The sequence below is a fragment of the Pelomonas sp. KK5 genome, from assembly GCF_001984095.1.
Lineage (GTDB): Bacteria > Pseudomonadota > Gammaproteobacteria > Burkholderiales > Burkholderiaceae_C > KK5.
Genome location: NZ_LYVQ01000030.1, coordinates 1 through 24,387 on the forward strand (window position 1 = coordinate 1; position 24,387 = coordinate 24,387).

Below are 24,387 nucleotides of genomic sequence, written 5' to 3' on the forward strand. Positions count from 1 at the left end.
TTGATCAGCGAAGCCCGCTACTGTAGCACAGCTTTTTTGGCCGTCACAAGACTTTCGCAAACTTTCTGTCCGGGGCTTCAATCATCAGCCAGCCAGGGCTGCCCGAAGACCCGCTCTCGCACACGCCTGACGAAGGGCAGAAGGCTCAGCAGCACCAGGGCTACCGTGATCAGCAGCAGCGACAGGGCGACCGGCCGCTCAAGGAAGACACGCCAGTCTCCTGAACTGAGTTGCAGCGCGTGACGCAGGTGGCCCTCCATATGAGGTCCAAGGATGAAGGCCAGCGCGAACGGCGCGGCCTGGCAACTGAGCTTGCGAAAGACATAGCCCGCCAGCGCGGCCCCGCCCATCACAGCGACACTGAAGCCGGGGTAGGCATCAGGGCCACCAGCCGCCGCGCCCGCGCAGCAGGCCACCAGCAGCGGGGCAGAGATCCACCGGTGCCCCGGCCCCTGCCGCTCCCGGCCCGGGATCAGACGCAGGTGTCCGAGCACCGTCAGCACGAGACAGCCGACCCACATCGACGCACACAGGCCCCAGAAGATCTGCGGCTGCCCGGTCAGAAGCAGCGGCCCGCTCGGTTCGCCCTTGATGGCCATCGCCGCAAACAGCAAGGCCATCACGGCATTGATGGGTGCGCCGAGCATCAGCATCGGAATGAAGGCCGTGTGGCTGCCCGCGTGTCCGGCAGCCACGCTTGCCAGTTCACCGCAACGCGCACGCTCGTCATCACCGCGCAGGCGCGTCTCGACTCCCCGGCCCAGGGCCGCTGCCAGACGCGCACCCGCGCCGGGCAGCAGGCCCAGCACCAGCCCGGCCAGCAGGCCTCGTGCCGAGGCCACGGCGGCAGAACGACGCGGCAGTTCGGTCACTGGCGGTGTCTCCCCCGCGGCGGGCATCGGCGGCGGATTCGCTGCGTCCACCGGTATCCGCTTGTCGATCAGTTCTGCGCCGGCGAACAGTCCGATCATCAAGGGCACCAACGGGACGCCCTGCCCGATCTGCGGAAGTCCGGCCGCGAAGAGGCCTCCAGCCCCGGCTCGCTGAGCCAGTTGCGCCACCAGCAGGCCCAGTACCGCCATCGCCAGCGAGACAAGCACGGAGCCGGGCCCCAGCACAGTGGCGCCCACGAGGACGAAGACCATCAACGCGAAGTCGTCGGCCGCCCCAAGGTCGAAGGCCAGGGCCGCCAGGGGCTGCGCGAACAGTGCGAGAGCCAGCGTGCCCACGGCGCCGGCCGCGCCCGCGAGCAGGGGCGCGAATTGCGCCCGGCCCCGAAAGCCGAGCGCAGGCCGATGCGCCAGCGTCTGCCCCCAGGCCGAGCCATAGGCCACCGCCGCCAGCATCGCCAGCGCCGACAGCGCGTCCATGGCGGGCACGAGCGGCAGCAACAAGGCCAGCACCGACATCGGCGAGAGCCGGCGGCGCTGCCCCGCCAGCAGGCCCAGCAGGCAGCCGCACAGCAAGGCCAGCAGTTGCCTTGCGCCCAGCGCGGCGTGAAAACCAAGAGACAGCTTGCTCAACAGATCCATGCCGGTGCCGCGAACAGGAGGAGATCAGGGCGCCGGGGCCAGCGGCACCCACGCCACCAGCAGGCCGGTCAGCAAGGTCGCAAGCACCATGCCGCCCAGCAGCGCGCGCCAGTCGTCGACGCCGGCTGCCAAAAGCGCGAACAGCATCGCGCCCGGCACGGCTGCGGTCAGGCCCAGCCTCGGCAGGCCATAGCCGAAGGCGGCGATGGCGGCCATGCTCATCAGCAGGGGACGCCAGGCGATCCGGGCGATCGGGTTGCCCCGCTCGGACTCGATGGCCAGCGCCTTGAACAGCAGCAGGCCACCCAGGAGCGCCAGCAGCAGGCCAAGGCCGAAGGGCAGCAGCCCTGGCCCCGGCTCGGCGGCGTCACCGAAATCACGACCGGTGGCAAGCCAGGCGAATGCGAGGCCGATCAGGACGAACAGCAGGCCGGACCAGAAGTCCCGTTGGCTCTTGAGCTTCATCGACGCCGACTCAGGCTTCCCATTGCGGTGTGTTGCGCAGGACTTCCTCCAGCGTCGTCACGCCCTCGGCCACCTTCATCGCGCCCGCCAGGCGCAGCGGACGCAGCCCTTCCTGCGCGGCCTGGCGGCGCAGCGCGGCCAGGTCCGGCACCGGATGCAGGTGCTTCTTGACCGCCTCGTTGACGCTCATCAGCTCGTACAGGCCCGCACGGCCGCGGTAGCCGGTGTTGCGGCACTCAAGGCAGCCGACCGGCTTGTAGGGCTTCACGCCGCCGTTCATCCGCCAGTGCTTGAGCATGTCGTTGAGCGACTCACGGGTCACGTTCGGATCCGGCTGCTTGCACTGGTTGCACAGCGTGCGCACCAGGCGCTGCGCGAGCACGCCGATGACGGTGGCGCTGATCAGGTAGGAGGGCACGCCCAGGTCGGTCAGCCGGGTGATGGCCGCGGCCGCGTCGTTGGTGTGCAGGGTGCTGAAGACCAGATGCCCGGTCAGCGCCGCCTGGATCGCCATCTCGGCCGTGGCCAGGTCGCGGATCTCGCCGACCATGATGATGTCCGGGTCCTGCCGCATCAGCGCCCTCAGGCCTTCGGCGAAACCGAACTCCAGCGCCGGCTGGGCCTGGGTCTGGTTGAAGGCCGGCTCGATCATCTCGATCGGGTCTTCGATCGTGCAGACATTGACCTCGTCGGTGGCCAGGCGCTTGAGCGTGGAGTACAGCGTCGTCGTCTTGCCGCTGCCGGTGGGCCCGGTCACCAGGATGATGCCGTGGGCCTGCGTCACCAGCCGCTCCCAGCGCTCGCTGTCGTGCGGGGAGAAGCCCAGCATGCTGAGATCCTTGACCGCCGTGTCCGGGTCGAAGATCCGCATCACCATCTTCTCGCCGAACGCGGTAGGCAGCGTGGACAGCCGCATCTCCACCTCGTCGCCGGCCGGGTTGCGCGTCTTGATGCGCCCGTCCAGCGGACGCCGGCGCTCGACCACGTCCATGCGCCCCAGCAGCTTGATGCGCGAGATCATCGCGGCCATCACCGTGGCCGGCAGCTGGTAGACGGTGTGCAGGACACCGTCGATGCGGAAGCGGATCACGCCCATCTCGCGGCGCGGCTCCAGGTGGATGTCGGACGCGCGCTGGTCGAAGGCGTACTGCCACAGCCAGTCGACCACCTGCACCACCGCCTGGTCGTTGGCATCGAGCTGCTTGTTCGTCTTGCCGAGCTCGACCAGTTGCTCGAAGCTCGCCACCTGCGTGGCTTCGCCCTGCTTGGCCGCGGCGCGCACCGTCTTGGCCAGCGTGAAGAACTCGGTCGTATAGCGGGCAATGTCCAGCGGGTTGGAGATGACCAGCCGGATCGTCTTGCGGGTGTGCGACTCGATCTGCGCAACCCAGCCGGTATCGAAAGGCTCGGAGGTGGCGATGGTCACCTCGTTCAGCCCGATCAGCACGGGCAGGCAGCGCTTGGCCTCGGCATAGCCGCCCGACATGATCTCGGCCACGCGGCCCACGTCCACCTTCAGCGGGTCGATGCGCAGGAAAGGCAGGCCGGCGCGCTTGGCCAGCCAGTCGGACAGCGAGTCCACGTCCAGCGCCTTGCTCGTGCCGGCGCGCACCAGGCCGGCATGGCCCAGGCGCACCAGCGGATGCAGGGAACTGTCACCGGAGGAGAAGCGCTGCTCGGTGCGCTGGGCCTGGGTCTCGTCGATCAGCCCGTCCTCGCGCAGCCAGCGCAGCAGCAGCCGCCAGTCCAGGCGCCCTTCCGGCTTGGGCCCGGCCGCCGCGGGCTTGGGCAAGACTGTGGTGTTCATGGCTCAGGCGTGCAACTGGTTGACGATGCTCAGCGGCAGCGGCCTCACCAGGCGCAACCACTTGCGCGCCGGCAGGCCATGCCCCCCATACAGCGCCTCGATATTAGCCGCTCGACGCTCCAGTTCCTCCCGCTCGGGAACCCGCACGCCTCGTGCCGCGACCACCACCGTATTGCCCTCCTTGGTGGGCGCCAGGCTCCACACCTGGTCTGATCCGAACACCCGCGCGATGCGCAGCGCGCTGCGCGCGAAGCTGGCGTCACGGCCGAACAGGTTGACCGTCATCAGCCCGCCCTCGGCGAGCAGCGCGCGGCAGCCCGCATAGAAGTTTTCGTCGTCCAGCACGGGGGACGCGGCCTCGTGGTCGTAGAGATCGACGTTGAGCACCTGGGCCTGCTGAGGCTCGGCGTTAGCGACCCATTCCGCGGCGTCGGCGTTCACCACCGTCAGCAGGCGGTCGTTCTCCGGCAGGTGGAACCAGGCCCGGCATGCGGCGATCACGGTGGGGTTGATCTCCACCGCGGTGGTCTGCATGCGCAACACCTTGTGACAAAAACGCGTGATCGCGGCGGCACCCAAGCCCAGTTGGATCGCGTGACCGGCGCTCAATTCGGCAGCGTCGCGCCACAGCATCCAGGCCATCATGCGCTGGATGTACTCCAGCTCCAGCTGCTGGGGTTTCCTGATGCGCATCGCGCCCTGCACCCAGATCGAGTCGAGGTGCAGGAAGCGCACGCCGTCGTACTCCGACAGCGTGGCGGGCGCCCAGCCCTGGCGCTTCACAGGCTTTGCGTCGCGGCCCATGCGCGGGTCTCCTTGAGCATGCGGTCCAGTTCGGCACGATCCATCAGGCGGCCATGGCTCATCACCGCGCGGATCTTGCGGGTGGCGGCGATGTCCTGCAGCGGGTCAGCGTCCAGCACCAGGATGTCCGCGGCCTTGCCCTCGGCCAGGTCGCCGTAGGGGGCCTGCTTGCCCAGGAAGCGCGGACCGGCCAGCACCGAGGCAGCCAGCGCCTGCTGCGGCGTCAGGCCGTAGCGCACGTACAGCGCCAGTTCCTCATGCAGCGACTGGCCCGGATAGTCGAAGGAGTTGAGCCAGCCGGCGTCCGTGCCGGCAATGATGGTCACGCCCTCCTGCGCCAGCACCGGCAGCAGCGAGGCGGCCTTCTCGACGTTGGCATGCCGGTAGGCGATGGCCGCCGGCCCGTCCTGCGCGGCGCGCTGCACGCGCCAGTCGTAGGTAGCGCGGAACTTGGGGCTCAGGTAGCTCAGGAACTCGTCGTGGGCATGGTCGTCCTGGTCCAGGTAGGCGGTGGCGCGCAGCACCGACAGCGTCGGCACCACGGCCGTCCCCGCCGCCGCGAGCTTGCGATAGGTGGCGCGGGCGGTGGCTTCGTCGAACTCGGCCAGGCTCTGCTCGGCCGCCGCGCGGCCCGTCATCTGGCCCGCCTTCACGGCGGCGGCCAGTTCGGCCTCGTGCGGGCTGCCGGCGCGCACCACATAACTGAGATGCTCGACGGTGCCCAGGCCGGCCTCCGCCGCCTCGGCCAGCGTGACCGCCGCAGGCAGATGAGCCGAGGTGCGCAGGCCGCGCTGGCGCGCCTGCTGCAGGGCCTCGATGAAGATCTCCGGCTTCAGGGTGTTGTCCGTGATCTTGACGAAGTCCGCATGGCGGGCCTGCAGCCCGTCGAGGGCCTGCGTGACCTCCTGCGGTGTGCCCACTTCGATGGTGCCCTTCCACAGCGGCTTGTAGCCCTCCAGCTTGGCGCCGGACATGAAGATCGTCGGGCCCTGCATGCGGCCGGCGGCGATGTCGTCGCGCCACTGGAAGACCGTGTCGGTCAGGTCGCCCGCGCAGTCGCGCACCGTCGTCACGCCGTGGGCCAGGTACAGCGGCAGCAGGTGGCGGTTGTCCTCCACCAGCTCGGCGCCGCCGAGATGGATGTGGTTGTCCCACAGGCCCGGCATCACGAAACGGCCACGGACATCGACGACGCGGCGCGGCTTGTAGCGCGCGAGCTGCCGGTCGTCGACGATGGCGACGATGCGGTCGCCGCGCGTCAGCACATTCATGCCGGATCGGGTGCGTCCCTGCTCCACCTGGACCAGGGTGCCACCCTTGAGCAGCAGGTCCACCTCGATGGGCTTTGCCGCCTGCGCCACGGCAGCCGTCGTGAGGGCCGCCAGCAGGGCCAGCGCTTTCAGTTTCATCGTCATCATCTTCTTCATCGTCATTCAGTGTCGCTGAGCTGCCGCCAGGCCTCGAGCTTCGTGGCGTAGGGCAGCGTGTAGGCGGGGCTGGAGGACGGCAGGGCCAGGATGCGCAGGCGGCCGGCCGCATCGCCCAGCTGGCGCAGGCCGATGCGGTGCGCCGTGCCGCCGTTGAAGGCGATCGTGCGCAGTGCCGGCAGTTGTTCGATCAGCGCCCGCAGGTCGCTGGCGCGCGGGTCGCGGATATTGCTGTCCAGGCTGCCCTCGCGCTCCGTCTCGGTGATCACGTCCCACAGGCCGACCCCGTGCGCGGCCAGCAGGGCCAGGCGCGTCGCGTAGTCCGCCTGCGCCAGCGGCAGCCCCAGGGCCTCGCCGGTCAGCGGCCAGAACTGGTTGCGCGGGTGGCCGTAGTACTGGGCCGCACGCAATGAAGCGATACCGGGAAAACTGCCCAGGATCAGCAGCCTCGTGGTCCTCGAAACATGGGGGTCCAAGCCTTGCAGCCGCACGGAGGGGCTTGCGATGATGCGTGGCGCGCTGATACCGGCGCCGCCATCCGAGTCGTCTTCTTCAATCACAGGGACCGATTATGAACACTGAAGCGATCTGGCTTTTCCTGAGCACGCAGGGCGTGGACTTCGGCCTCAAAGTCCTCGGCGCGCTGGTCGCCTGGATCGTCGGCCGCTGGCTGATCTCCATCACCGTCAGGATCTTCACCGGCGCCCTGGAGCGCGGCAAGAAGATCGACGCCACGCTGTCCAACTACCTGCGCTCGATCCTCAGCGTCACGCTGACCATCATCCTGGCACTGGCGGTGCTAGGCATCTTCGGCGTGCAGACCACCTCCTTCGCCGCGCTGCTGGCGGGCGCGGGCCTGGCGATCGGCACCGCCTGGGGCGGCCTGCTGACCCACTTCGCCGCCGGCGTCTTCATGCAGGTGCTCCGGCCCTTCAAGGTGGGCGATTTCGTGCAGGTCGGCGGCGTCACCGGGACGGTGCAGGAGATCGGCCTGTTCGGCACCACCATCATCACCGGCGACTCGGTGCAGACCATCGTCGGCAACAACAAGATCTTCTCCGACACGATCCAGAACTTCTCCGCCCTGCCCTCCCGCCGGGTCGACTGCACGGCCAAGGTCGCCAACAGCGTGGATCCGCTGGACGCCATCGCGCGGCTGAAGGCGGCCGTCGCGCAGATCCCGAATGTCGTGGCCGCGCCCGCGCCGGATGTCGAGATCCTCAGCTTCACGCCCGAGGGCCCGCTGCTGGCCGTGCGCCCCTATGCGCACACCGACCACTACTGGCAGGTCTATTTCGACACGCATCGCGCCATCGTCGCCACCTTCGGCGCGGCCGGCTATCCGGTGCCCGAGACGCCGGTCGCGCCGCGCAACCGCTGAAGCAGCCGAAGGCCATGAACGACCTCCTGCGCCAGTTCCTCCAGGCGGCCGTGCAACTGGCCGTCTATGCGGCCGTGTTCGTGCCGCTGGAGCGCTTCTTCGCCCTGCGCCAGGAGCGGGTGCTGCGCAAGGAGTTCTGGAACGACCTCGGCTACTACTTCCTCAACGGCCTGGGCCTGTCGGCGCTGCTGACGATTCCCGTGACCGGCCTGGCCCTGCTGGCCAACAGGCTCGTGCCGCAAGCGGTTGTGCAGGCCGCGGTGAGCCTGCCCTTCTGGCTGAGCCTGCCGCTGGCCATCGTCATCGGCGACATCGGCGCCTACTGGGGCCATCGGCTCAGCCACAAGCTGCTCTGGCTCTGGCGCTTCCACGTGGTCCACCACAGCCCGACCCATGTGGACTGGCTGGTCAACACCCGCGCCCATCCGATCGACCTGGTCTTCACCCGGCTGATGGGCCTGGCGCCGCTGTTCGCGCTGGGCCTGGCCCAGGCCCGCGGGGGTCAGGGCTTGCCTGCGCTGCTCTCGCTGTTCATGGGCCTGTGGAGCTTCGTCATCCATGCCAATGTGCGCTGGCGCTTCGGCTGGCTGGAGTACCTGATCGCCACACCAGCCTTTCACCACTGGCACCACACCAACGACGAGCACCGCGACCGCAACTTCGCCGCGATCTTCCCCTTCATCGACATGATGTTCGGCACCTTCTGGCTGCCGAAGCACTTTCCGCCGGTCTATGGCGTGGACAAGCCGCCGGTGGACAGCTTCGTCGGGCAGTTGGTCGATCCGCTGCTGCCGATGCGGCGACCGGCTGCACCGATCAAGGAAACCTGAGCGCCGCCCGGGTATTCGCGGTGGTGGTCGCCGCCGTCTGTTCCAGCGTCCAGCCCCGCAGCGCAGCGAGTTCGCCCGCGATGCGCGGCAGTTCCGCCGGCTCGTTGCGCATCGTCGCGCCGGCCGCCCTTTCCTCGGCCGTCTTGTAAAGCCATTGCGGCGGGATGTCCGGCGCATCGGTCTCCAGCACCAGCGCCTCGGGCGGCAACTCGGCCGCCAGGCGGCGGATGTTCAGCGAGCGATCGAAAGTCAGCGTACCGCCGAAACCGAGCTTGAAGCCCAGCTTGACGAACTCGTCCGCCTGCTGGCGGCTGCCGTTGAAGGCGTGGGCGATGCCGCCGCGCACCGGGATGCGCCGCAGGCCGGCCAGCAACTGATCGGCGCTCTTGCGCACGTGCACGATCACCGGCAGCTCGAAGCGGCGCGCCAGCTTCAGCTGCTCCAGATAGAAGTGCCGCTGGCGCGCGTCGTCGATGCCGTCGACGAAGTAGTCCAGCCCGATCTCGCCGATGCCCACCAGCCGGGGATCCATCGCATGCTGCTCCAGCTGTCGCGCCAGCAGGTCCAGGTCACCGTCCTCGGCCTTCATCACGAACAGCGGATGGATACCCAGGGCGTAGACAAAGCCGTGACGGTGCGCCAGCTCGCGCACGCTGTCGAAGTCGAAGGCGCCGACGGCCGGGATCACGATCTGCGTCACGCCGGCTGCCCGGGCCCGCGCCACCACCGCATCCCGGTCCGCATCGAACTCGGGCGCGTCGAGATGGCAGTGGCTATCGGAAAACGACGGTGCGCTTGCCATTCATCAGCACCCGGTGTTCGGCATGCCACTGGATCGCGCGGGCCAGCGTCACGCACTCCACATCGCGCCCGATCGACACCAGCTGTTCCGGCGGCAGGCTGTGGTCGATGCGCGCCACTTCCTGCTCGATGATCGGGCCCTCGTCGAGGTCCGAGGTCACGTAGTGCGCCGTGGCGCCGATCAGCTTGACGCCGCGCTCGTACGCCTGGTGGTAAGGCTTTGCGCCCTTGAAGCTGGGCAGGAAGCTGTGGTGGATGTTGATCGCCCGTCCGCTCAGGTAACGGCATAGTTCAGGAGACAGGATCTGCATGTAGCGGGCCAGCACGACCAGCTCGATGCGGTTCTCCTCGATCACCTCGATGATCTTCTTCTCCTGCGCCGCCTTCTGCTCGGCCGTGGCGGCCAGCAGCGGGAAGTGGTGGAAGGGAATGTTGTGCGAGGCAGCCAGCTGGTAGAAGTCGCGGTGGTTGCTGACGATGGCCGGGATCTCGATAGGGAGGTGCCCGGTCTGCACGCGGAACAGCAGATCGTTCAGGCAGTGGCCCAGCTTGGAGACCAGCAGCAGCACCCGCGTCTTCGCGGCGCCGTCCACCAGCTCCCAGTCCATCTGCAGCTGCGCGGCCAGCGGCGCGAAGCCCTCACGCATCGCCGCCAGCGCGGCGCCGCTCTCGAACTCGATGCGCATGAAGAAGCGGCTGTGGTCCGGGTCGCCGTGCTGGGCCGAGGTGAGGATGTTGCCGCCCTGCTCCAGCAGGAAGCCGGTGACGGCGTGGACGATGCCGGCCCGGTCGGGGCAGCTGAGCTTGAGGATGAAACGTTGGGTCATGGTTCAGTTCAATTGGACATGGCCGCCGACCAGTTGCAGCTGCGTGCCGCACTGGCTGGCGAGCGTCTGGTCATGCGTGACCATCACGAAGGCTGTGCCCTGCTCGCTGGCGCGCTCCAGCATCAGCTCGAACACCGCCTGGGCGGTGCTGCGGTCGAGGTTGCCGGTGGGCTCGTCGGCCAGCACGCAGGCGGGCTTGGCCACCAGCGCGCGGGCGATCGCCACCCGCTGGCGCTCGCCGCCGGAGAGTTCCGCCGGCCGGTGCTTCACTCGCCCGCCCAGGCCCACGCGCGCCAGCATGGCCGCGGCCTGCTCGCGCGCCTGCTCCTGCGGCATGCGGCGGATGCGCAGCGGCATGGCCACGTTGTCCAGCGCGCTGAATTCCGGCAGCAGGTGGTGGAACTGGTAGACGAAGCCCAGGTGCTCGTTGCGCCAGGCGCCGAGCTGCTGCTCGTTCATCTCCGCCAGGCGCCGGCCCATCAGCGTGACGTTGCCGCCGCTGGGCTTGTCCAGCCCGCCAAGCAGATGCAGCAGTGTGGACTTGCCGGAGCCGGAGGCGCCGACGATGGCCAGCGTCTGCCCGCGCTGCACGGCGATGTCCACGCCGGTGAGCACCTGCACGTCCAGCTCGCCCTCGTGGAAGCGGCGCGACAGCCCCTCGCCCTTCAACACGAAATCATTCATAACGGAGAGCTTCAGCGGGTTGCACGCGGCTGGCGCGCCAGCTCGGGTAGATGGTGGAGATGAAGGCCAGCAGCAGCGAGATCAGCGTGATCGGGATGATGTCGCCGCGCTGCGGGTCGCTGGGCATGTGGCTGATCAGGTAGACGCTGGCCGGCAGCAGGCTGGCATGCAGCACATGCTCGATGAAGGGCACGATCACATCGATGTTGTAGGCCACCAGCAGGCCGAACAGCACGCCGGCGAAGGTGCCGATGATGCCCGCCGTCGCGCCCTGCACCATGAAGATGCCCAGGATCGAGCGCGGCGTGGCGCCCAGCGTGCGCAGGATGGCGATATCCGCCTGCTTGTCGGTCACCGTCATCACCAGCGTGGAGACCAGGTTGAAGGCGGCCACCGCGACGATCAGCGTCAGGATGATGCCCATCATCCGCTTCTCCACCTGCACGGCGTCGAACCAGTTGGCATTGGTGCGGGTCCAGTCGCGCACCATGATGTCCGGCCCCATCGCGCGGGCCAGCTCGCCGGCCACCTCGCGGGCGGCGTTCACGTCGGCCAGCTTCAGCTGCACGCCGCTCGGCCCACCGGTGCGGAACAGCTTGGCCGCGTCCTCGATGGCGATCAGCGCCAGGCCGCTGTCGTACTCGTAGTGGCCAGCCGAGAAGGTGCCGACCACGGTGAACTGCTTGAGCCGCGGCGTCACGCCGGCCGGCGTCACGTCGCCGCTGGGTGCCACCAAGGTGATCTTGTCGCCCTCGCGCACGCCGAGGGACCGGGCCAGTTCGATGCCCAGCACGATGCCCCAGCCGCCGGGCTGCAGCTTCGCCAGCGGGCCGTCCTTCAGCTGCGCGGCCAGCGGCGTGACCGTGGCCTCGTCGGCCGGCGAGATGCCGCGGATGATGGCGCCGCGCATCTCGTCGCCGCGCGCGATCAGCGCCTGTGCCGCGACGAAAGGCGCCGCGCCGACGACCGCCGGGTTCTGGCGCGCCTTCGCCGCGGTGGCCTGCCAGTCCGGCAGCGCCTGGCCGTCATAGGACAGCAGTTCCACGTGAGCGACGACCGACAGCATGCGCTCGCGCACCTCGCGCTGGAAGCCGTTCATCACCGACAGCACGATGATCAATGCCGCCACGCCCAGCGCGATGCCGAGCACCGACACGCCGGAGATGAAGGAAATGAAACGGTTGCGGCGCCCGCCGCGCCCGGCGCGGGTGTAACGCCAGCCGATCTGCAATTCATAGGGCCAGTTCATGGCCTGGGATGCTAACCGAGCGCTTCCACTCACTCTCTCAGGGCAGTTGGTGGGCGCGGGCTTCATCCGGCGGCAGGTAGCGCAGGAACAGGCGCAGCATCGTGCCGTCGCGGCGGATGCCGTCGAGCAGGCCCTGCCAGTAGCGGGCGTCGCCGGCATTGAAGTTGGCGCGCGACAGCAGCAGCCCCGCCACGATGGGCTCGCTGCCCGGCGCCCAGTCCAGCACGCGCAGGCTGGCCATCGCGTCGCCGCCCAGCTGGAAGCGATAGACCATCGGCGAGGCCAGCACGCCGGCGACCCGGCCCCGACGCAGCATGTCGAACTCGATCAGGCTGTCGTTGACGGTGTCGAGCCGCCCCTGCCGGGCCAGCTCGGCGATGAAATCGTCGTAGGCGTGCCCGTGCCTGAAGCCCCGCACGGTGGCCCAGCGCAGCGTCGGCGCGGCGAGGAAGCCGGCCATGTCGTCGACCCCGTCGGGCAGGGAGTCCTCGCGGACCAGCACCATGTTGCGGCCCTGCTCGTAAGGCAGGAACCAGCCGATGGCCGAGCGCTCAGGCGAGGGGATCACCGAGAGCGCCATGTCGATCCGGCCGTTCTGGAGCTCCACCCATGTCCTCGCCCGCGGGTAGACCTCGCCGACGATGCGGCAGCCGCTGCGCCTGCGCAGTTCGGCCAGCAGGTCGGCCTCCAGCCCGGTGCCACCGTGGAAGTAGTGGCCGAACTCCAGGTGGGCGGCTCGCAAGGGCCTTGCCGGGCAAGCCGCCGACGAGACCGCCGGGGCCAGTGCCAGCAGCGCCGCCAGCAGGCAGGAGAAGAACGCTCGCATCGGCCCCTATCCGCTCATATAAGTGATTACTTCAGCAGTGCACCGGCATGGATTTGCATCGCGTGTTCCCGCAGAATCGGCAAATGGCGTGCCGCCGTCTCCTCCTGCTGCTGATCAGCGCCCTGCTTGCGGTGGCAACCGATGCCGACGCGCAACTGCGCATCACCGGCTCGGACACCATGTCCTCCCGCGTCGCGATGGCCGTGCTCGACAAGGCCTACGCCCGGCTCGGCATCAGGGTCGAGTTCACGCTGGTGCCGCTGCGCCGCTCGCTGCTGATGGCCAACAAGGGCGAGTCCGACGGCGACCTGATGCGCACCGAGCAGGCCTTGCAGGAGTTCGACCAGCTGCTGCCGATCAAGGTGCCGGTGCAGCGCATCGTGTTCTTCGCCTACCAGCGCGGCAGGGACTGCCCTGCGCACCTGGACCCCGCGGGCCTGCACTTCTCCTACCTGCGCGGCGTGCGGGTGATCGAGATGACCCTGCCGGCCTCCTCGCTGGTGGCGGCCAGCGACAGCCGCGAGGCGCTGCGCAGCCTGCAGAAGGGCCATGTCGACGCAATGCTGGTCGACCCGCTGGAGGCCGAGACCCTGCTGGGCCCCGGTGGCATGGCGGGCATCTGCAAGGTGGCCGAGCCGTTGATCGAGCGCGACCTGTTCCATTCGCTGAACCGCCGGCACGCGCAGCTCGCCGTGCGCGTCGAGAAGGCGCTGGCCGAGATGGCGGCCAGGGGCGAGATCGCCAGGATCTGGGCCGAGCAGAACAAGCTGCTCGCGGCCAGCCCCGCCAAGGCTCAGTGAGCCTCGTCCCAGTTGGCGCCCACGCCCACTTCCGCCAGCAGCGGCACCTTCAGCGCCGCCACGCCAGCCATCAGGCGCGGCACCTCGGCCTTGACCCAGTCCAGCTCGGCCTCGGGCACCTCGAACACCAGTTCGTCGTGCACCTGCATGACGATGCGGGTGCCCATGCCGGCCCGGTCCAGCTCCGCCTGCACCGCCAGCATCGCCAGCTTGATCAGGTCGGAGGCCGTGCCCTGCATCGGCGCGTTGATCGCCTGGCGCTCGGCTGCGGCCTTGCGCGGGCCGTTGCCGCCGTTGATCTCGGGCAGGTGGATGCGGCGGCCGAACAGGGTCTCCACATAGCCGTGCTCACGGGCGAAGAGCTTGGTGCGCTCCATGTAGTCGCGCACGGCGGCGAAGCGGGTGAAGTAGCGGTCGATGTAGTCCTTGGCCGCCTTCTGCTCGATGCCCAGGCTCGACGCCAGGCCGAAAGCGCCCATGCCGTAGATCAGGCCGAAGTTGATGGTCTTGGCATAACGCCGATGTTCGGCTGACACCTCGCCTACCGCCACGTTGAACACCTCGGAGGCGGTGGCGCGGTGGATGTCGATGCCATCGGCGAAGGCCTTCAGCATGCCCGGATCCTCGCTGATGTCGGCCATGATGCGCAGCTCGATCTGCGAGTAGTCGGCGCTGACCACCACATGCCCCGGCGGCGCCACGAAGGCCTCGCGCACGCGCCGGCCCTCGGCGGTGCGGATCGGGATGTTCTGCAGGTTGGGGTCGTTGCTGGAGAGCCGCCCGGTTACCGCCACCGCCTGCGCATAGTTGGTGTGCACGCGGCCGGTCTGCTTGTTGACCTGCAGCGGCAGCTTGTCGGTGTAGGTGCTCTTGAGCTTGGCAAGGCCCCGGTGCTCGAGGATCTTGGCCGGCAGCGGGTAGTCCTCGGCCAGCTTGGCGAGCACTTCCTCGTCGGTGGAGCGGGCGCCGGTGGCGGTCTTCTTGATCGCCGGCAGGCCCAGCTTGTCGAACAGGATCTCGCCCAGTTGCTTGGGGCTGCCCATGTTGAAGGGCTGGCCGGCGATCGTGTAGGCCTCCTGCTCCAGCGCGACCAGGCGCTGCGCCAGTTCGTGGCTCTGCGCCTGCAGCCGCGCGCCGTCGATCAGCACGCCGTTGCGCTCGATGCGGGCCAGCAGGTCGCTGACCGGCATCTCGATGTCCTGGTAGACCTTCAGCAGGCCCGGTGCGGCCTCGATGCGCGGCCACAGGATCTGGTGCACCTGCAGGCACATGTCCGAATCCTCGGCCGAATAGTGCGCGGCCTTGGCCACGTCCACCTGCGCGAACGGGATCTGGTGCACGCCCTTGCCGCACAGGTCCTCGTAGCTGACGCCGGCGCGGCCCAGCAGCCGCTCGCCCAGGGCGCCCAGGCCGTGGTTGCGCCAGGACTCCAGCACATAGCTCTGCAGCATCGTGTCGTGGCGCACGCCGCGCAGCGCGATGCCGTGGTTGGCCAGCACATGGGTGTCGTACTTCAGGTTCTGGCCGACCTTGGGCTTGCTGGCATCCTCCAGCCAGGGCTTGAGCTTCGCCAGCACCTCGGCGATGGGCAACTGCTCCGGCGCGTCCGGGCCGTTGTGGCGCAGCGGGATGTAGGCGGCCTCGCCGGCCCGCACCGAAAAGGAGATGCCGACGATCTGCGCCTGCATCGGCTCCAGCGAGTCGGTCTCGGTGTCGAGTGCCGTCAGCTCGGACCCGTTCAAACGATCCAGCCAGACGTCGAAGTGGGCCCAGTCCAGGATCGTGTCGTAGCGGTGCTCGACGTTGGTGGCCGCGGGTACCGGCGCGTCGGTGAACAGGTTCTCGTTGACCGGTTCCGGAGCCTTGGGGCTGAGTTCCTTCAGCCAGGTCTTGAAGCCCATGCGGGCGTAGAACTCGCGCAGGCCGTCGAGGTCCACATCCTTCAGCGCCAGCGCATCCAGCGCCGGCCAGTTCTCGACATGGCCGGCCAGATCGCAGTCGCAGCGGATCGTCACCAGCTTGCGGCCCATCGGCAGCCAGTCCAGCGCCTTGCGCAGGTTCTCGCCGGCCACGCCCTTGATCTTGTCGGCATTGGCGATCACGCCGTCCAGCGAGCCGTGCTCGGCGATCCACTTGGCAGCAGTCTTGGGGCCGACCTTCTCGACGCCGGGGACGTTGTCCACCGTATCGCCCATCAAGGTCAGGTAATCGATGATCCGCTCCGGCGGTACGCCGAACTTGGCCGTTACGCCCTCGATGTCCAGCGACTCGTTGCTCATCGTGTTCATCAGCGTCACGTCGGCGGTGACCAGCTGCGCCATGTCCTTGTCGCCGGTGGAGACGATGACGCGGTGGCCGGCCTCGGCGGCCACCCGCGCCAGCGTGCCGATGGCGTCGTCCGCCTCGATGCCGGGCACCTCCAGGATCGGCCAGCCCAGCAGCCTCACCACCGCGTGGATCGGCTCGATCTGCTCGCGCAGTGCGTCGGGCATCGGCGCGCGCTGGGCCTTGTACTCCGGGTACCAGTCGTCGCGGAAGGTCTTGCCCTTGGCGTCGAACACGCACACCGCGTGGGCCGCGCCGACCTGCTCGCGCAGCTTCTTCATCATCGCCACCATGCCGTGCAGCGCACCGGTGGGCACGCCCTCGGGGCCGCGCAGGTCGGGCAGCGCGTGGTAGGCGCGGTACAGATAGCTGGATCCGTCGACCAGCAGCAGGATGGGTTTCGTCGCTTCGCTCATGCGGGTCATTGTCGCCGCGCCGCGGCCCTAGAATGGCCGGATCATGCTTCGCCTCACCGCTCTCCTGACCTCCCTGCTGATCACCGGCCTCGCCCACGCGGCCGATGAGAAGCCGGCCACACCGCCACCCGTCAAGCCCGGCTGGACCGTGCTGCCGGACGAGGTGCCCGACGGCAAGGTCGACGAGCTGGTGAACGAGGATGACCACGTCCGGGTCGAGGAACTGCGGGTGCGCGGGCAGACCAAGCGGATCAAGGTCCACTTCAAGAACAAGCTGATCCCCGACTACGAGATCCTGATCAGCGACGCGAAGTTCGAACCGCCGCGCGGCCTGCGCGGCGATGGCGCCGGTGACCGCGGCACCCGCGTCTGGTCCCTCCTCGACTACTGACCCCTGCCCTTTTCGCGGGGCCACACCCCCGCCTGCAGTCGCCATGGCCGTATTCACCGAAGTCACGCCCGCCCAGGCGCAATCCCTGCTGGACCGCCTGCACCTGGGCAAGCTGATGGCCCTGCGCGGCATCAGCGCCGGCATCGAGAACACCAACTACTTCGTCACCAGCGCCACGCCGCGCCACGGCGGCGAGTTCGTGCTGACCGTGTTCGAGCGCCTGAGCTTCGAGCAACTGCCCTTCTACCTGCAGCTGATGAAGCACCTGGCCTCGCACGGCGTGCCGGTGCCCGATCCGCAGGCCGATGACCGAGGCGAGATCCTCTTCGAGGTGGCCGGCAAGCCGGCCGCGCTGGTCAACAAGCTGCGCGGCGGCCACCAGCTGGCGCCCGACGTCTTCCATTGCGAACAGGTCGGCACGCGGCTGGCGATGCTGCACCTGGCCGGCCAGGACTTCCCGATGCACCAGCCCAACCTGCGCGGCCTGGCCTGGTGGGGGGAGACGGTGCCGCAGGTGCTCCCTTTCATGGAGGCCGCGCCGGCCGCGCTGCTGCAGGCCGAGCTGGACTACCAGCAGCAGCTGGCCGTGTCCCAGACCTATGCCGAACTGCCCCGCGGGCCGATCCATGCCGACCTGTTTCGCGACAACGTGATGTTCGAGGGCCTGCCCGGCCGCGAGCAGCTCAGCGGCTTCTTCGACTTCTACTTCGGCTGCGTGGACACCTGGCTGTTCGACCTCTGCGTGTGCCTGAACGACTGGTGCATCGACCTGGCCAGCGGCCGGCTCGACGAGACGCGCGCCGCCGCCTTCGTGCGCAGCTACGAATCGGTGCGCCCGCTCACCGGCGGCGAGCACCGCCTGCTGCCCGCGCTGCTGCGCGCGGCCGCGCTGCGCTTCTGGATCAGCCGCCTGTGGGACTTCCACCTGCCACGCGAGGCCAGCGTTCTGAAGCCCCACGACCCCGGCCATTTCGAACGCGTGCTGCGCGAGCGCATCGCGCACCCCTGGCACGCCCTTGCCTGAATCCCCTTTCCGATGAGCAGCAGTCCTCCGCCCCGCAGCACGATGCTCCTGCATCTGCAGACCGTCCCGGCCCGCAACGGCACGCTGTGGATCCGCCACGGCTTCGCGATCTTCCGCCGCAAGCCGCTGACGCTGATCGGCCTGCTCTGCGCCTTCCAGTTGGTGGCCTGCCTGATGCTGCTGGTGCCGGTGATCGGCGTGGTGGCGCTGCTGGTCTCGCTGCCGCTGCTGTCGCTGGGCTTCATGCTGGCCACCCATGCGGTGCTGCAGCAGCAGACGCCCAATGTCGGCGTCTTCCTCGCCCCGTTGAAGCTGACGCCTCAGCGCCGCAAGTCCCAGCTGCTGCTGGGCGCCAGCTACGCGGCCGCCACCTTCGCCGCCGCGCTGCTGGCCCTGTGGGTGGACGGCGGCAGCATGGCCGAACTGCAACGCCTGACCCTCGAGGGCGCGCCGCCCGAGCAGGTCGCCGCGGCCGCCTCCGAGGGCCATGTGCTGATGGGCGGCCTGACGCTGATGGGCCTGGCCGTGCTGATCGCCGTGCCCTTCTGGCACGCGCCGGCGCTGATCCACTGGGGCGGCCAGGGCGTGATGCAGGCGCTGTTCTCCAGCACGCTGGGCGTGTGGCGCAACAAGGGCGCCTTCTTGGTCAACGGCCTGACCTGGGCCGCGCTGGTGATGGGCACCGGCATGCTCTGCAGCCTGCTGGGGGCGGTGCTGCAGCTCGGGCCGCAGCTGCTGCCCATGCTGGTGCTGCTGCCGATGCTGCTGGGCTCCACCGTGTTCTACAGCTCGCTGTACTTCACCTTCGTGGACTGCTTCATGCTGGCCCCGCCGAAGGATCTGCCCGGCGAGGCGTGAAGGTTTCGTAAAGAACTCTCAAGGATTGTCATCGTCTAGCCATATCGGATGACTAGATTGGCGGGCTGCCATACGCAACCTGACCAGAAGATGACTTCTCAACAAAATCCTAGCCGCCGCCAGGCCCTCAAGTTCCTCGGCCTGCCTTTTGCCCTGCCCATGGCGGGCCTGAGCACCACGGCGCTCAGCGGCTGCTTCGGCGGCGGTGACGACGCCACCTACGTCTCCTCCAGCTTCAGCGCGATGACCGCGCCCTCGCTGAGCAACGCCGCCGCGATGGCCACCACGACGGTGGCCTCGACGATGGACGTCAAGCTCAGCGACGGCAGCACCGTCCACTACGCGCTGGCCTACCAGCCCTTCTTCATGACCGGCGACATGGTGCCGGACGGCAAGGGCGGCACCGTCCTAGCCGGCGGTTATGTGGACATCAAGAACCAGCCGATCATGGACAGCTCGGTGGCCGGCAAGACGCGCCAGTTCTACTCCGACTCGCCGGACGGCACCTCGCTGCTGAGCGTGGCCAACGCCACCGTCACCGGCGTCAAGGGCAAGGCGGTGTTCGCCGTCGTGCAGTTCGAGTACACCACCCGCGACCAGGCCGGCAACAGCACCTACGGCACCCTGCCCTCGCCGATCGCCGTGCTGACGCTGGACCAGGACCCCGCCACCGGCAAGCTGAGCCTGGTCAAGTACCACAACGTGGACACCTCGGCCGCCCACGGCCTGTGGATCACCTGCGGCGCCAGCCTCTCGCCCTGGGGCACCCACCTGTCCAGCGAGGAGTACGAGCCGGACGCCTTCTCGATCGCCGGCAACGCCCAGTTCAAGGCCTATAGCAAGAACGTGTTCGGCGACGAGACGACCGCCAACCCGTACCACTACGGCCACCTGCCCGAGGTGACGGTCAACCCCGACGGCACCGGCACGATCAAGAAGCACTACTGCCTGGGCCGCATCTCGCACGAGCTGATCCAGGTGATGCCCGACAAGCGCACCGCGCTGATGGGCGACGACTACACCAACGGCGGCCTGTTCATGTTCGTCGCCGACAAGGAGGCCGACCTCTCCGCCGGCACCCTCTATGTCGCGAAGTACGGCACCGGCTTCTCGCTGGACCCGGCCGCCGCCGGCGCATCGATCACCTGGATCAACCTCGGCCACGCCACCAGCGCCGAGATCGAGGCCCTGGCCAACACGACCAAGCCGACCGACATCATGACGGTGGCCACCACCGACCCGGCCGACGCCAGCTTCACCAAGATGATGCTGGACGGCAAGGCCTCCTGGGCCAAGCTGAAGCCCGGCATGGAGAAGGCCGCCGCCTTCCTGGAAACCCACCGCTACGCCAACCTGATGGGCGCCAGCATGGGCTTCACCAAGCTGGAAGGCACGACCGTCAACGCCAAGGACAAGATCGCCTACTCGGCGCTGCAGAACATCCAGACCTCGATGGTCAAGAACAACGCCGCCTGGGTCGCCAGCAGCAATATCGGCGTGGACAAGGCCCTGATCGCCGGCGGCGTAATGGCCCACACGCTGGCCAGCGGCCAGAAGGACACGGCCGGTGCCGCGATCAACAGCGAATGGGTGCCCACCGTCACCAAGGCGCTGCTGATGGGCGAGGACATCGCCGCCGACGCGCTGGGCAACCTGGCCAACCCCGACAAGATCGCCAACCCCGACAACCTGAAGTTCTCGGAGACGCTGCGCACGCTGTTCATCGGCGAGGACAGCGGCTCGCACGTCAACAACTTCGTCTGGGCCTACAACGTCGACACGAAGACACTGACCCGCCTGGTTTCGATGCCCGCGGGCGCCGAGGCGACGGGCCTGTCCGTCGTCGACGACCTGAACGGCTGGACCTACATCACCAGCAACTTCCAGCACGCCGGCGACTGGAGCTCCTCGCTCCACTCGAAGGTGCAGGCCACGCTGGATCCGCTGGTGCGGGCGAACTACAAGGACCGCTTCGGCGCGGCGGTGGGCTACCTCACCGGCGACGTCAAGGCGATCAAGCTCAACGAATAAGCCGACTCAATCGATCGGCGTCAGCTTCGCCACGGAGAGTGCCAGCCACTTCATCCCGTGGCGGCCGAAGTTGACCTGGGCGCGGGCGTCCTGCCCGCTGCCCTCCAGCGTCACCAGCACGCCTTCGCCGAACTTGGTGTGGAACACGCCCTTGCCGACGCGCAGGCCGCCGTGCTCGTTGTCCACCTTCTTCACCATGGACTGCGGCACCGGCGCCGAGACATAACTCGGCTTGGCGAAACCTTCGGTTTTCTCGACGCGCCCCGCGCCGACCATGCCCTTCAGGCCTGACCCACGCTCCCAGGCGCTCTGGTACTCGCGCGCAAAGCCCGAGCCGAAGCCCTGGTTGCGCGGCGTCAGCCACTTCAGCGCGGCCTCCGGCAACTCGTCGAAGAAGCGGCTCTTGACGTTGTAGCGGGTCTGGCCGTGCAGCATGCGCGTCTGGCTGAAGCACAGGTACAGGCGCTGCCTGGCCCGGGTGATGGCCACATACATCAGCCGGCGTTCCTCCTCCAGCCCGTCGCCGTCGGACAGCGAGTTCTCGTGCGGGAACAGCCCCTCCTCCAGGCCGGTGATGAAGACCGCGTCGAACTCGAGGCCCTTGGCCGAGTGGACGGTCATCAGCTGCACCGCGTCCTGGCCCGCCTGGGCCTGGTTGTCGCCGGCTTCCAATGAGGCGTGGGTCAGGAAGGCGGCCAGCGGGGACATGATCTCGCCGGTCTCGGCATCGGGTGTCGCGGTCTGCGCGGCGGCCACGGCGCGAGGCAGGCCTTCCGACAACGCGCCCGGCGACAGCTCGTCCACCGGCAGCGCCACCGCATCCTTGCCGAAGCCCTCCTGCGTGACGAAGGCCTCGGCCGCGTTGATCAGTTCACCGAGGTTCTCCAGCCGCTCGGCGCCGTCCTTGTCGTTGCGGTAGAACTCGTTGAGCCCCGAGGTCTCCAGCACCTGCTCGATGATCTCGCGCAGCGTCATGCCGACCGTCAGGTTGCGGGTACTGTCGATCAGGTTGTTGAAGGCCAGCAGGTTGCTGCCGGCCTTGCCGGCCACCGCGCCGACGCTCTGGTAGAGGCTGCGGCCCGAGGATCGCGCCGCGTCCTGCAGCAGCTCGATCGCCCGCGCGCCGATGCCGCGGGTCGGGAAGTTCACGACCCGCAGGAAGCTGGTGTCGTCGTTCGGGTTCTCCAGCAGCCGCAGGTAACTCAGGGCATGCTTCACTTCCGCCCGCTCGAAGAAGCGCAGGCCGCCGTAAACGCGGTAGGGAATGCCTGCGTTGAACAGCGCCGACTCGATCACGCGGGACTGCGCATTGCTGCGATAGAGCACCGCGATCTCCTTGCGGTCGATACCGCTGCGGTGCATGGCCTGGGCTTCCTCGATCAGCCACTGCGCCTCCGCGAAATCGCTGGTGGCCTCGAACACCCGCACCGGCTCGCCAGGCCCGGCCTCGGTACGCAGTTCCTTGCCCAGGCGCTTGCTGTTGCGGCTGATCAGCTCGTTGGCCGAATCGAGGATGTTGCCGAAGCTGCGGTAGTTCTGCTCCAGCTTGATGACCCGCTTGACGCGGTACTCGCGCTCGAAGTCGGCCATGTTGCCGACCCGCGCGCCGCGGAAGGCGTAGATGCTCTGGTCATCGTCGCCCACCGCCAGCACCGACTGGCCCTGCTGCCCTGGCGGCGCGAACATCTTCAGCCAGGCGTACTGCAGCTTGTTGGTGTCCTGGAACTCGTCCACCAGCAGGTGGTGGAAACGATGCTGGTAGTGCTCCCGCACGGCGGCGTTGTCGCGCATCAGCTCGTAGCTGCGCAGCATCAGCTCGGCGAAGTCCACGACGCCCTCGCGGGCGCACTGGTCCTCGTAGGCCTGGTAGATCTGGGCCAGCGTGCGGGTCTGGGCGTCGTGCTGCTCGATGTCGCCGGGGCGCAGCCCGTCTTCCTTGGACCCGGCGATGAACCAGGACACCTGCTTGGGCACGAAGCGCTCCTCGTCCAGCTTCATCGCCTTGATCACGCGCTTGATCGCCGAGACGGAATCGGATGCGTCCAGGATCTGGAAGCCCTGCGGCAGGCCGGCCAGCTTCCAGTGCGCACGCAGGAAGCGGTTGCACAGGCCGTGGAAGGTGCCGATCCACATGCCGCGCACGTTGTAGGGCAGCATCGTCGTCAGCCGCGTCAGCATCTCCTTGGCGGCCTTGTTGGTGAAGGTCACCGCCATCAGCCCGCCCGGCGAGACCTGGCCGGTCTGCAGCAGCCAGGCGATGCGGGTGGTCAGCACGCGGGTCTTGCCGGAACCGGCGCCGGCCAGGATCAGGGCCGGCTCGGCCGGCGCGGTGACGGCGGCGTACTGCTCGGGGTTCAGGTTCTTCAGCAGGCCGCTTTGTTGCTCGTGCTGCACATCATGGGAATTCATCCAGTCATTCTAAGATCCGGCCCATGACGACACCTTGTCCCTGCGGCCTGCCATCGAGCTACGAGTCCTGCTGCGGCCGCTGGCACGCCGCCTTCGCCGCCGGCCAGGGCCTGCAGGCCCCGACCGCCGAAGCCCTGATGCGCTCCCGCTACAGCGCCTTTGTCCTGGACCTAACGGGTTACCTGCTCGCCACCTGGCACCCGAGCCAGCGCCCGCAAGACCTGGCCCCCAATGAGCCCGCCCTGAAATGGCTGGGCCTGGAAGTGAAAAGGCATGTGCCGCTGGATGCGGAACATGCCTTGGTGGAGTTCGTGGCGCGATGCAAGCTCGGCGGCCGCGCCAGCCGCATGCATGAAACCAGCCGCTTCGTCCGCGAGGACGGGGCCTGGTATTACGTCAGCGCAGTGATCAGCGACGGGCCGGGCTAGACACCAGGCGCACGCCGCTCGATGCACGGCGGCCGAGACGCTTCAGCCAGGCCACGCTGGTGGCCAGTGGCGAGCGGTATCCGACATGAACGATCTTGGGCATGGTCGACTCCTGTGGGGGGCGATGGCGACATGGTGCCGCGCTGATGTGACGGATTGTTGAAGGGTCACGTTCTGCTGTCATCCCCTCCCGAGGGGGAAGCTCGGGTATCCAGGGCATTTCTCACGGCGCATCGGGGGCGCCACCGCAGTTTGGGTAACACTTCACAAGGACGATGTTGCACATCCTCTACATCGACGACAGGCTCGTCGCCATCGACAAACCGCCGGGCCTGCTGGTCCATCGCACGGCGCTGGATGCGCACGAGGAAGCCTTCGCGCTGCAGTTGCTGCGCGACCAGCTGGGCCGGCCGGTCTGGCCGGTGCATCGGCTCGACAAGGGCACCTCCGGCGTGCTGCTGTTCGCGCTCGATGCCGAAGCGGCGAGCATCGTCGGCATGCAGTTCGAGCAGGGCCTGACGAGGAAGCGCTACCAGGCGCTGGTGCGCGGCTGGCCGGCTGCCAACGAAGGCCGCATCGACCATCCGCTGGCGCGCGACCCCGAGCGTCCCTCGGCCGGCCAGACGCTGCTGCCGGCGCGCACCGACTGGCGCTGCATCGCTCGCCTCGAATGGCCGCTGTCCGTCGACCCGCGCTTCGCCACCAGCCGCTTCGCGCTGCTGGAAGCCGCGCCGCAGACCGGCCGGCGTCACCAGATCCGTCGCCACTTCAAGCACATCGCCCATCCGATCGTCGGCGACGCCACCCATGGCAAGGGGCCACTGAACCGCGCCGTGGCGGGCCACCTCGGCCTGCAGCGGCTGTGGCTGCACGCACTGGAATTGCAGCTCGCCCACCCCGACGCTGACCGGCTGCTGACCATCCAGGCGCCACCTGGCACGGAATGGAACACCTTGGCGGCCCCTTCCACATAACTCATTACGTCGGCTGACCGCGCGCCGAAATTCCGCGGCATCGCCACGCACAATCCGCCAACCCGAGACGCCGTGAGGCGGCACTCAACCCGGCAAGA

General features: G+C 68.4%; 22 protein-coding genes. 9 read left to right on the plus strand and 13 right to left on the minus strand.

Annotation, left to right across the window (positions count from 1 at the left end; translation table 11 throughout):
- Window positions 1-77: 77 nt before the first annotated feature.
- Genes B0W88_RS06610 through B0W88_RS06635 form a run of 6 tightly spaced genes read right to left on the minus strand, consistent with a single transcriptional unit; the run spans window position 78 to window position 6,526 of the window.
- Complete coding sequence (locus tag B0W88_RS06610) at window positions 78-1,532, minus strand: tripartite tricarboxylate transporter permease (protein ID WP_077033868.1); 1,455 nt, start codon at window positions 1,530-1,532, stop codon at window positions 78-80.
- A 24-nt stretch (window positions 1,533-1,556) separates the two neighbouring features.
- Window positions 1,557-1,997, minus strand: coding sequence for a tripartite tricarboxylate transporter TctB family protein (locus B0W88_RS06615; protein ID WP_077033869.1), 441 nt, complete (start codon window positions 1,995-1,997; stop codon window positions 1,557-1,559).
- Window positions 1,998-2,007: 10 nt separating this feature from the next.
- Window positions 2,008-3,804, minus strand: a complete 1,797-nt coding sequence (locus B0W88_RS06620) for a GspE/PulE family protein (protein WP_077033870.1) — start codon at window positions 3,802-3,804, stop codon at window positions 2,008-2,010.
- Window positions 3,805-3,807: 3 nt separating this feature from the next.
- A complete protein-coding gene (locus tag B0W88_RS06625) occupies window positions 3,808-4,608 on the minus strand; it encodes a spermidine synthase (protein WP_077033871.1) in 801 nt (266 codons plus the stop codon).
- Entirely contained in the window at window positions 4,584-6,017 is a 1,434-nt protein-coding gene (locus tag B0W88_RS06630) for an amidohydrolase family protein (protein WP_077033900.1), read from the minus strand. The genes B0W88_RS06625 and B0W88_RS06630 overlap by 25 nt, the downstream gene beginning before the upstream one ends.
- A gap of 20 nt (window positions 6,018-6,037) precedes the next feature.
- Window positions 6,038-6,526, minus strand: coding sequence for a DNA-deoxyinosine glycosylase (locus B0W88_RS06635; protein WP_077033899.1), 489 nt, complete (start codon window positions 6,524-6,526; stop codon window positions 6,038-6,040).
- Between the two features lie 80 nt (window positions 6,527-6,606).
- Here B0W88_RS06635 and B0W88_RS06640 point away from each other — a divergent pair, with 80 nt between their 5' ends.
- Together B0W88_RS06640 and B0W88_RS06645 are read left to right on the plus strand one after the other, a co-directional pair.
- Window positions 6,607-7,416, plus strand: coding sequence for a mechanosensitive ion channel family protein (locus B0W88_RS06640; protein WP_077033872.1), 810 nt, complete (start codon window positions 6,607-6,609; stop codon window positions 7,414-7,416).
- A 14-nt stretch (window positions 7,417-7,430) separates the two neighbouring features.
- Complete coding sequence (locus B0W88_RS06645) at window positions 7,431-8,246, plus strand: sterol desaturase family protein (protein ID WP_077033873.1); 816 nt, start codon at window positions 7,431-7,433, stop codon at window positions 8,244-8,246.
- Here the strand turns inward: B0W88_RS06645 and B0W88_RS06650 are convergent.
- The 5 genes from B0W88_RS06650 to B0W88_RS06670 are packed head-to-tail and all read right to left on the minus strand — an operon-like array spanning window position 8,233 to window position 12,633.
- Window positions 8,233-9,048: a TatD family hydrolase gene (locus tag B0W88_RS06650; RefSeq protein ID WP_077033874.1), complete on the minus strand. Its 816-nt coding sequence runs from the start codon at window positions 9,046-9,048 to the stop codon at window positions 8,233-8,235. The two genes, B0W88_RS06645 and B0W88_RS06650, sit on opposite strands and share 14 nt — an antisense overlap.
- The gene (gene purU, locus B0W88_RS06655) at window positions 9,020-9,874 is read right to left on the minus strand and encodes a formyltetrahydrofolate deformylase (protein ID WP_077033875.1); all 855 of its coding nucleotides are present in this window, start codon (window positions 9,872-9,874) and stop codon (window positions 9,020-9,022) included. Before purU ends, B0W88_RS06650 begins: the two co-directional genes overlap by 29 nt.
- A gap of 3 nt (window positions 9,875-9,877) precedes the next feature.
- Window positions 9,878-10,558, minus strand: a complete 681-nt coding sequence (gene lolD / locus B0W88_RS06660; RefSeq protein WP_077033876.1) for a lipoprotein-releasing ABC transporter ATP-binding protein LolD — start codon at window positions 10,556-10,558, stop codon at window positions 9,878-9,880.
- Complete coding sequence (locus tag B0W88_RS06665) at window positions 10,551-11,807, minus strand: lipoprotein-releasing ABC transporter permease subunit (protein WP_077033877.1); 1,257 nt, start codon at window positions 11,805-11,807, stop codon at window positions 10,551-10,553. The genes lolD and B0W88_RS06665 overlap by 8 nt, the downstream gene beginning before the upstream one ends.
- Window positions 11,808-11,844: 37 nt before the next feature.
- Window positions 11,845-12,633, minus strand: a complete 789-nt coding sequence (locus tag B0W88_RS06670; RefSeq protein ID WP_077033878.1) for an ABC transporter substrate-binding protein — start codon at window positions 12,631-12,633, stop codon at window positions 11,845-11,847.
- 83 nt (window positions 12,634-12,716) lie between these two features.
- On the opposite strand from B0W88_RS06670, the gene B0W88_RS06675 reads away from it, so the two are divergent.
- Window positions 12,717-13,433, plus strand: coding sequence for an ABC transporter substrate-binding protein (locus tag B0W88_RS06675; protein WP_077033879.1), 717 nt, complete (start codon window positions 12,717-12,719; stop codon window positions 13,431-13,433).
- On the opposite strand, the gene polA is transcribed toward B0W88_RS06675, so the two are convergent.
- Window positions 13,427-16,174 carry a DNA polymerase I gene (polA, locus tag B0W88_RS06680; protein ID WP_077033901.1) on the minus strand — a complete coding sequence of 916 codons (2,748 nt, stop codon included), beginning with the start codon at window positions 16,172-16,174 and terminating at the stop codon, window positions 13,427-13,429. The two genes, B0W88_RS06675 and polA, sit on opposite strands and share 7 nt — an antisense overlap.
- A 43-nt stretch (window positions 16,175-16,217) precedes the next feature.
- Here polA and B0W88_RS06685 point away from each other — a divergent pair, with 43 nt between their 5' ends.
- From B0W88_RS06685 to B0W88_RS06700, 4 genes are all read left to right on the plus strand, one after another.
- Window positions 16,218-16,565 carry a hypothetical protein gene (locus B0W88_RS06685; RefSeq protein WP_077033880.1) on the plus strand — a complete coding sequence of 116 codons (348 nt, stop codon included), beginning with the start codon at window positions 16,218-16,220 and terminating at the stop codon, window positions 16,563-16,565.
- A 43-nt stretch (window positions 16,566-16,608) separates the two neighbouring features.
- The gene (locus tag B0W88_RS06690) at window positions 16,609-17,589 is read left to right on the plus strand and encodes a homoserine kinase (RefSeq protein ID WP_077033881.1); all 981 of its coding nucleotides are present in this window, start codon (window positions 16,609-16,611) and stop codon (window positions 17,587-17,589) included.
- Between the two features lie 42 nt (window positions 17,590-17,631).
- On the plus strand, window positions 17,632-18,447 hold the full coding sequence (locus B0W88_RS06695) for a BPSS1780 family membrane protein (RefSeq protein ID WP_077033882.1): 816 nt from the start codon (window positions 17,632-17,634) through the stop codon (window positions 18,445-18,447).
- A 90-nt stretch (window positions 18,448-18,537) separates the two neighbouring features.
- Window positions 18,538-20,478 (plus strand): PhoX family phosphatase, encoded by a 1,941-nt coding sequence (locus tag B0W88_RS06700; RefSeq protein ID WP_083748622.1) that lies wholly within the window; start codon window positions 18,538-18,540, stop codon window positions 20,476-20,478.
- A 6-nt stretch (window positions 20,479-20,484) separates the two neighbouring features.
- On the opposite strand, the gene B0W88_RS06705 is transcribed toward B0W88_RS06700, so the two are convergent.
- Window positions 20,485-22,887, minus strand: a complete 2,403-nt coding sequence (locus B0W88_RS06705; RefSeq protein WP_077033884.1) for a UvrD-helicase domain-containing protein — start codon at window positions 22,885-22,887, stop codon at window positions 20,485-20,487.
- Between the two features lie 23 nt (window positions 22,888-22,910).
- Here B0W88_RS06705 and B0W88_RS06710 point away from each other — a divergent pair, with 23 nt between their 5' ends.
- Window positions 22,911-23,315: a YchJ family protein gene (locus B0W88_RS06710; RefSeq protein ID WP_077033885.1), complete on the plus strand. Its 405-nt coding sequence runs from the start codon at window positions 22,911-22,913 to the stop codon at window positions 23,313-23,315.
- A 275-nt stretch (window positions 23,316-23,590) separates the two neighbouring features.
- Window positions 23,591-24,289 (plus strand): pseudouridine synthase, encoded by a 699-nt coding sequence (locus tag B0W88_RS06715; RefSeq protein WP_077033886.1) that lies wholly within the window; start codon window positions 23,591-23,593, stop codon window positions 24,287-24,289.
- Window positions 24,290-24,387 lie beyond the last annotated feature (98 nt).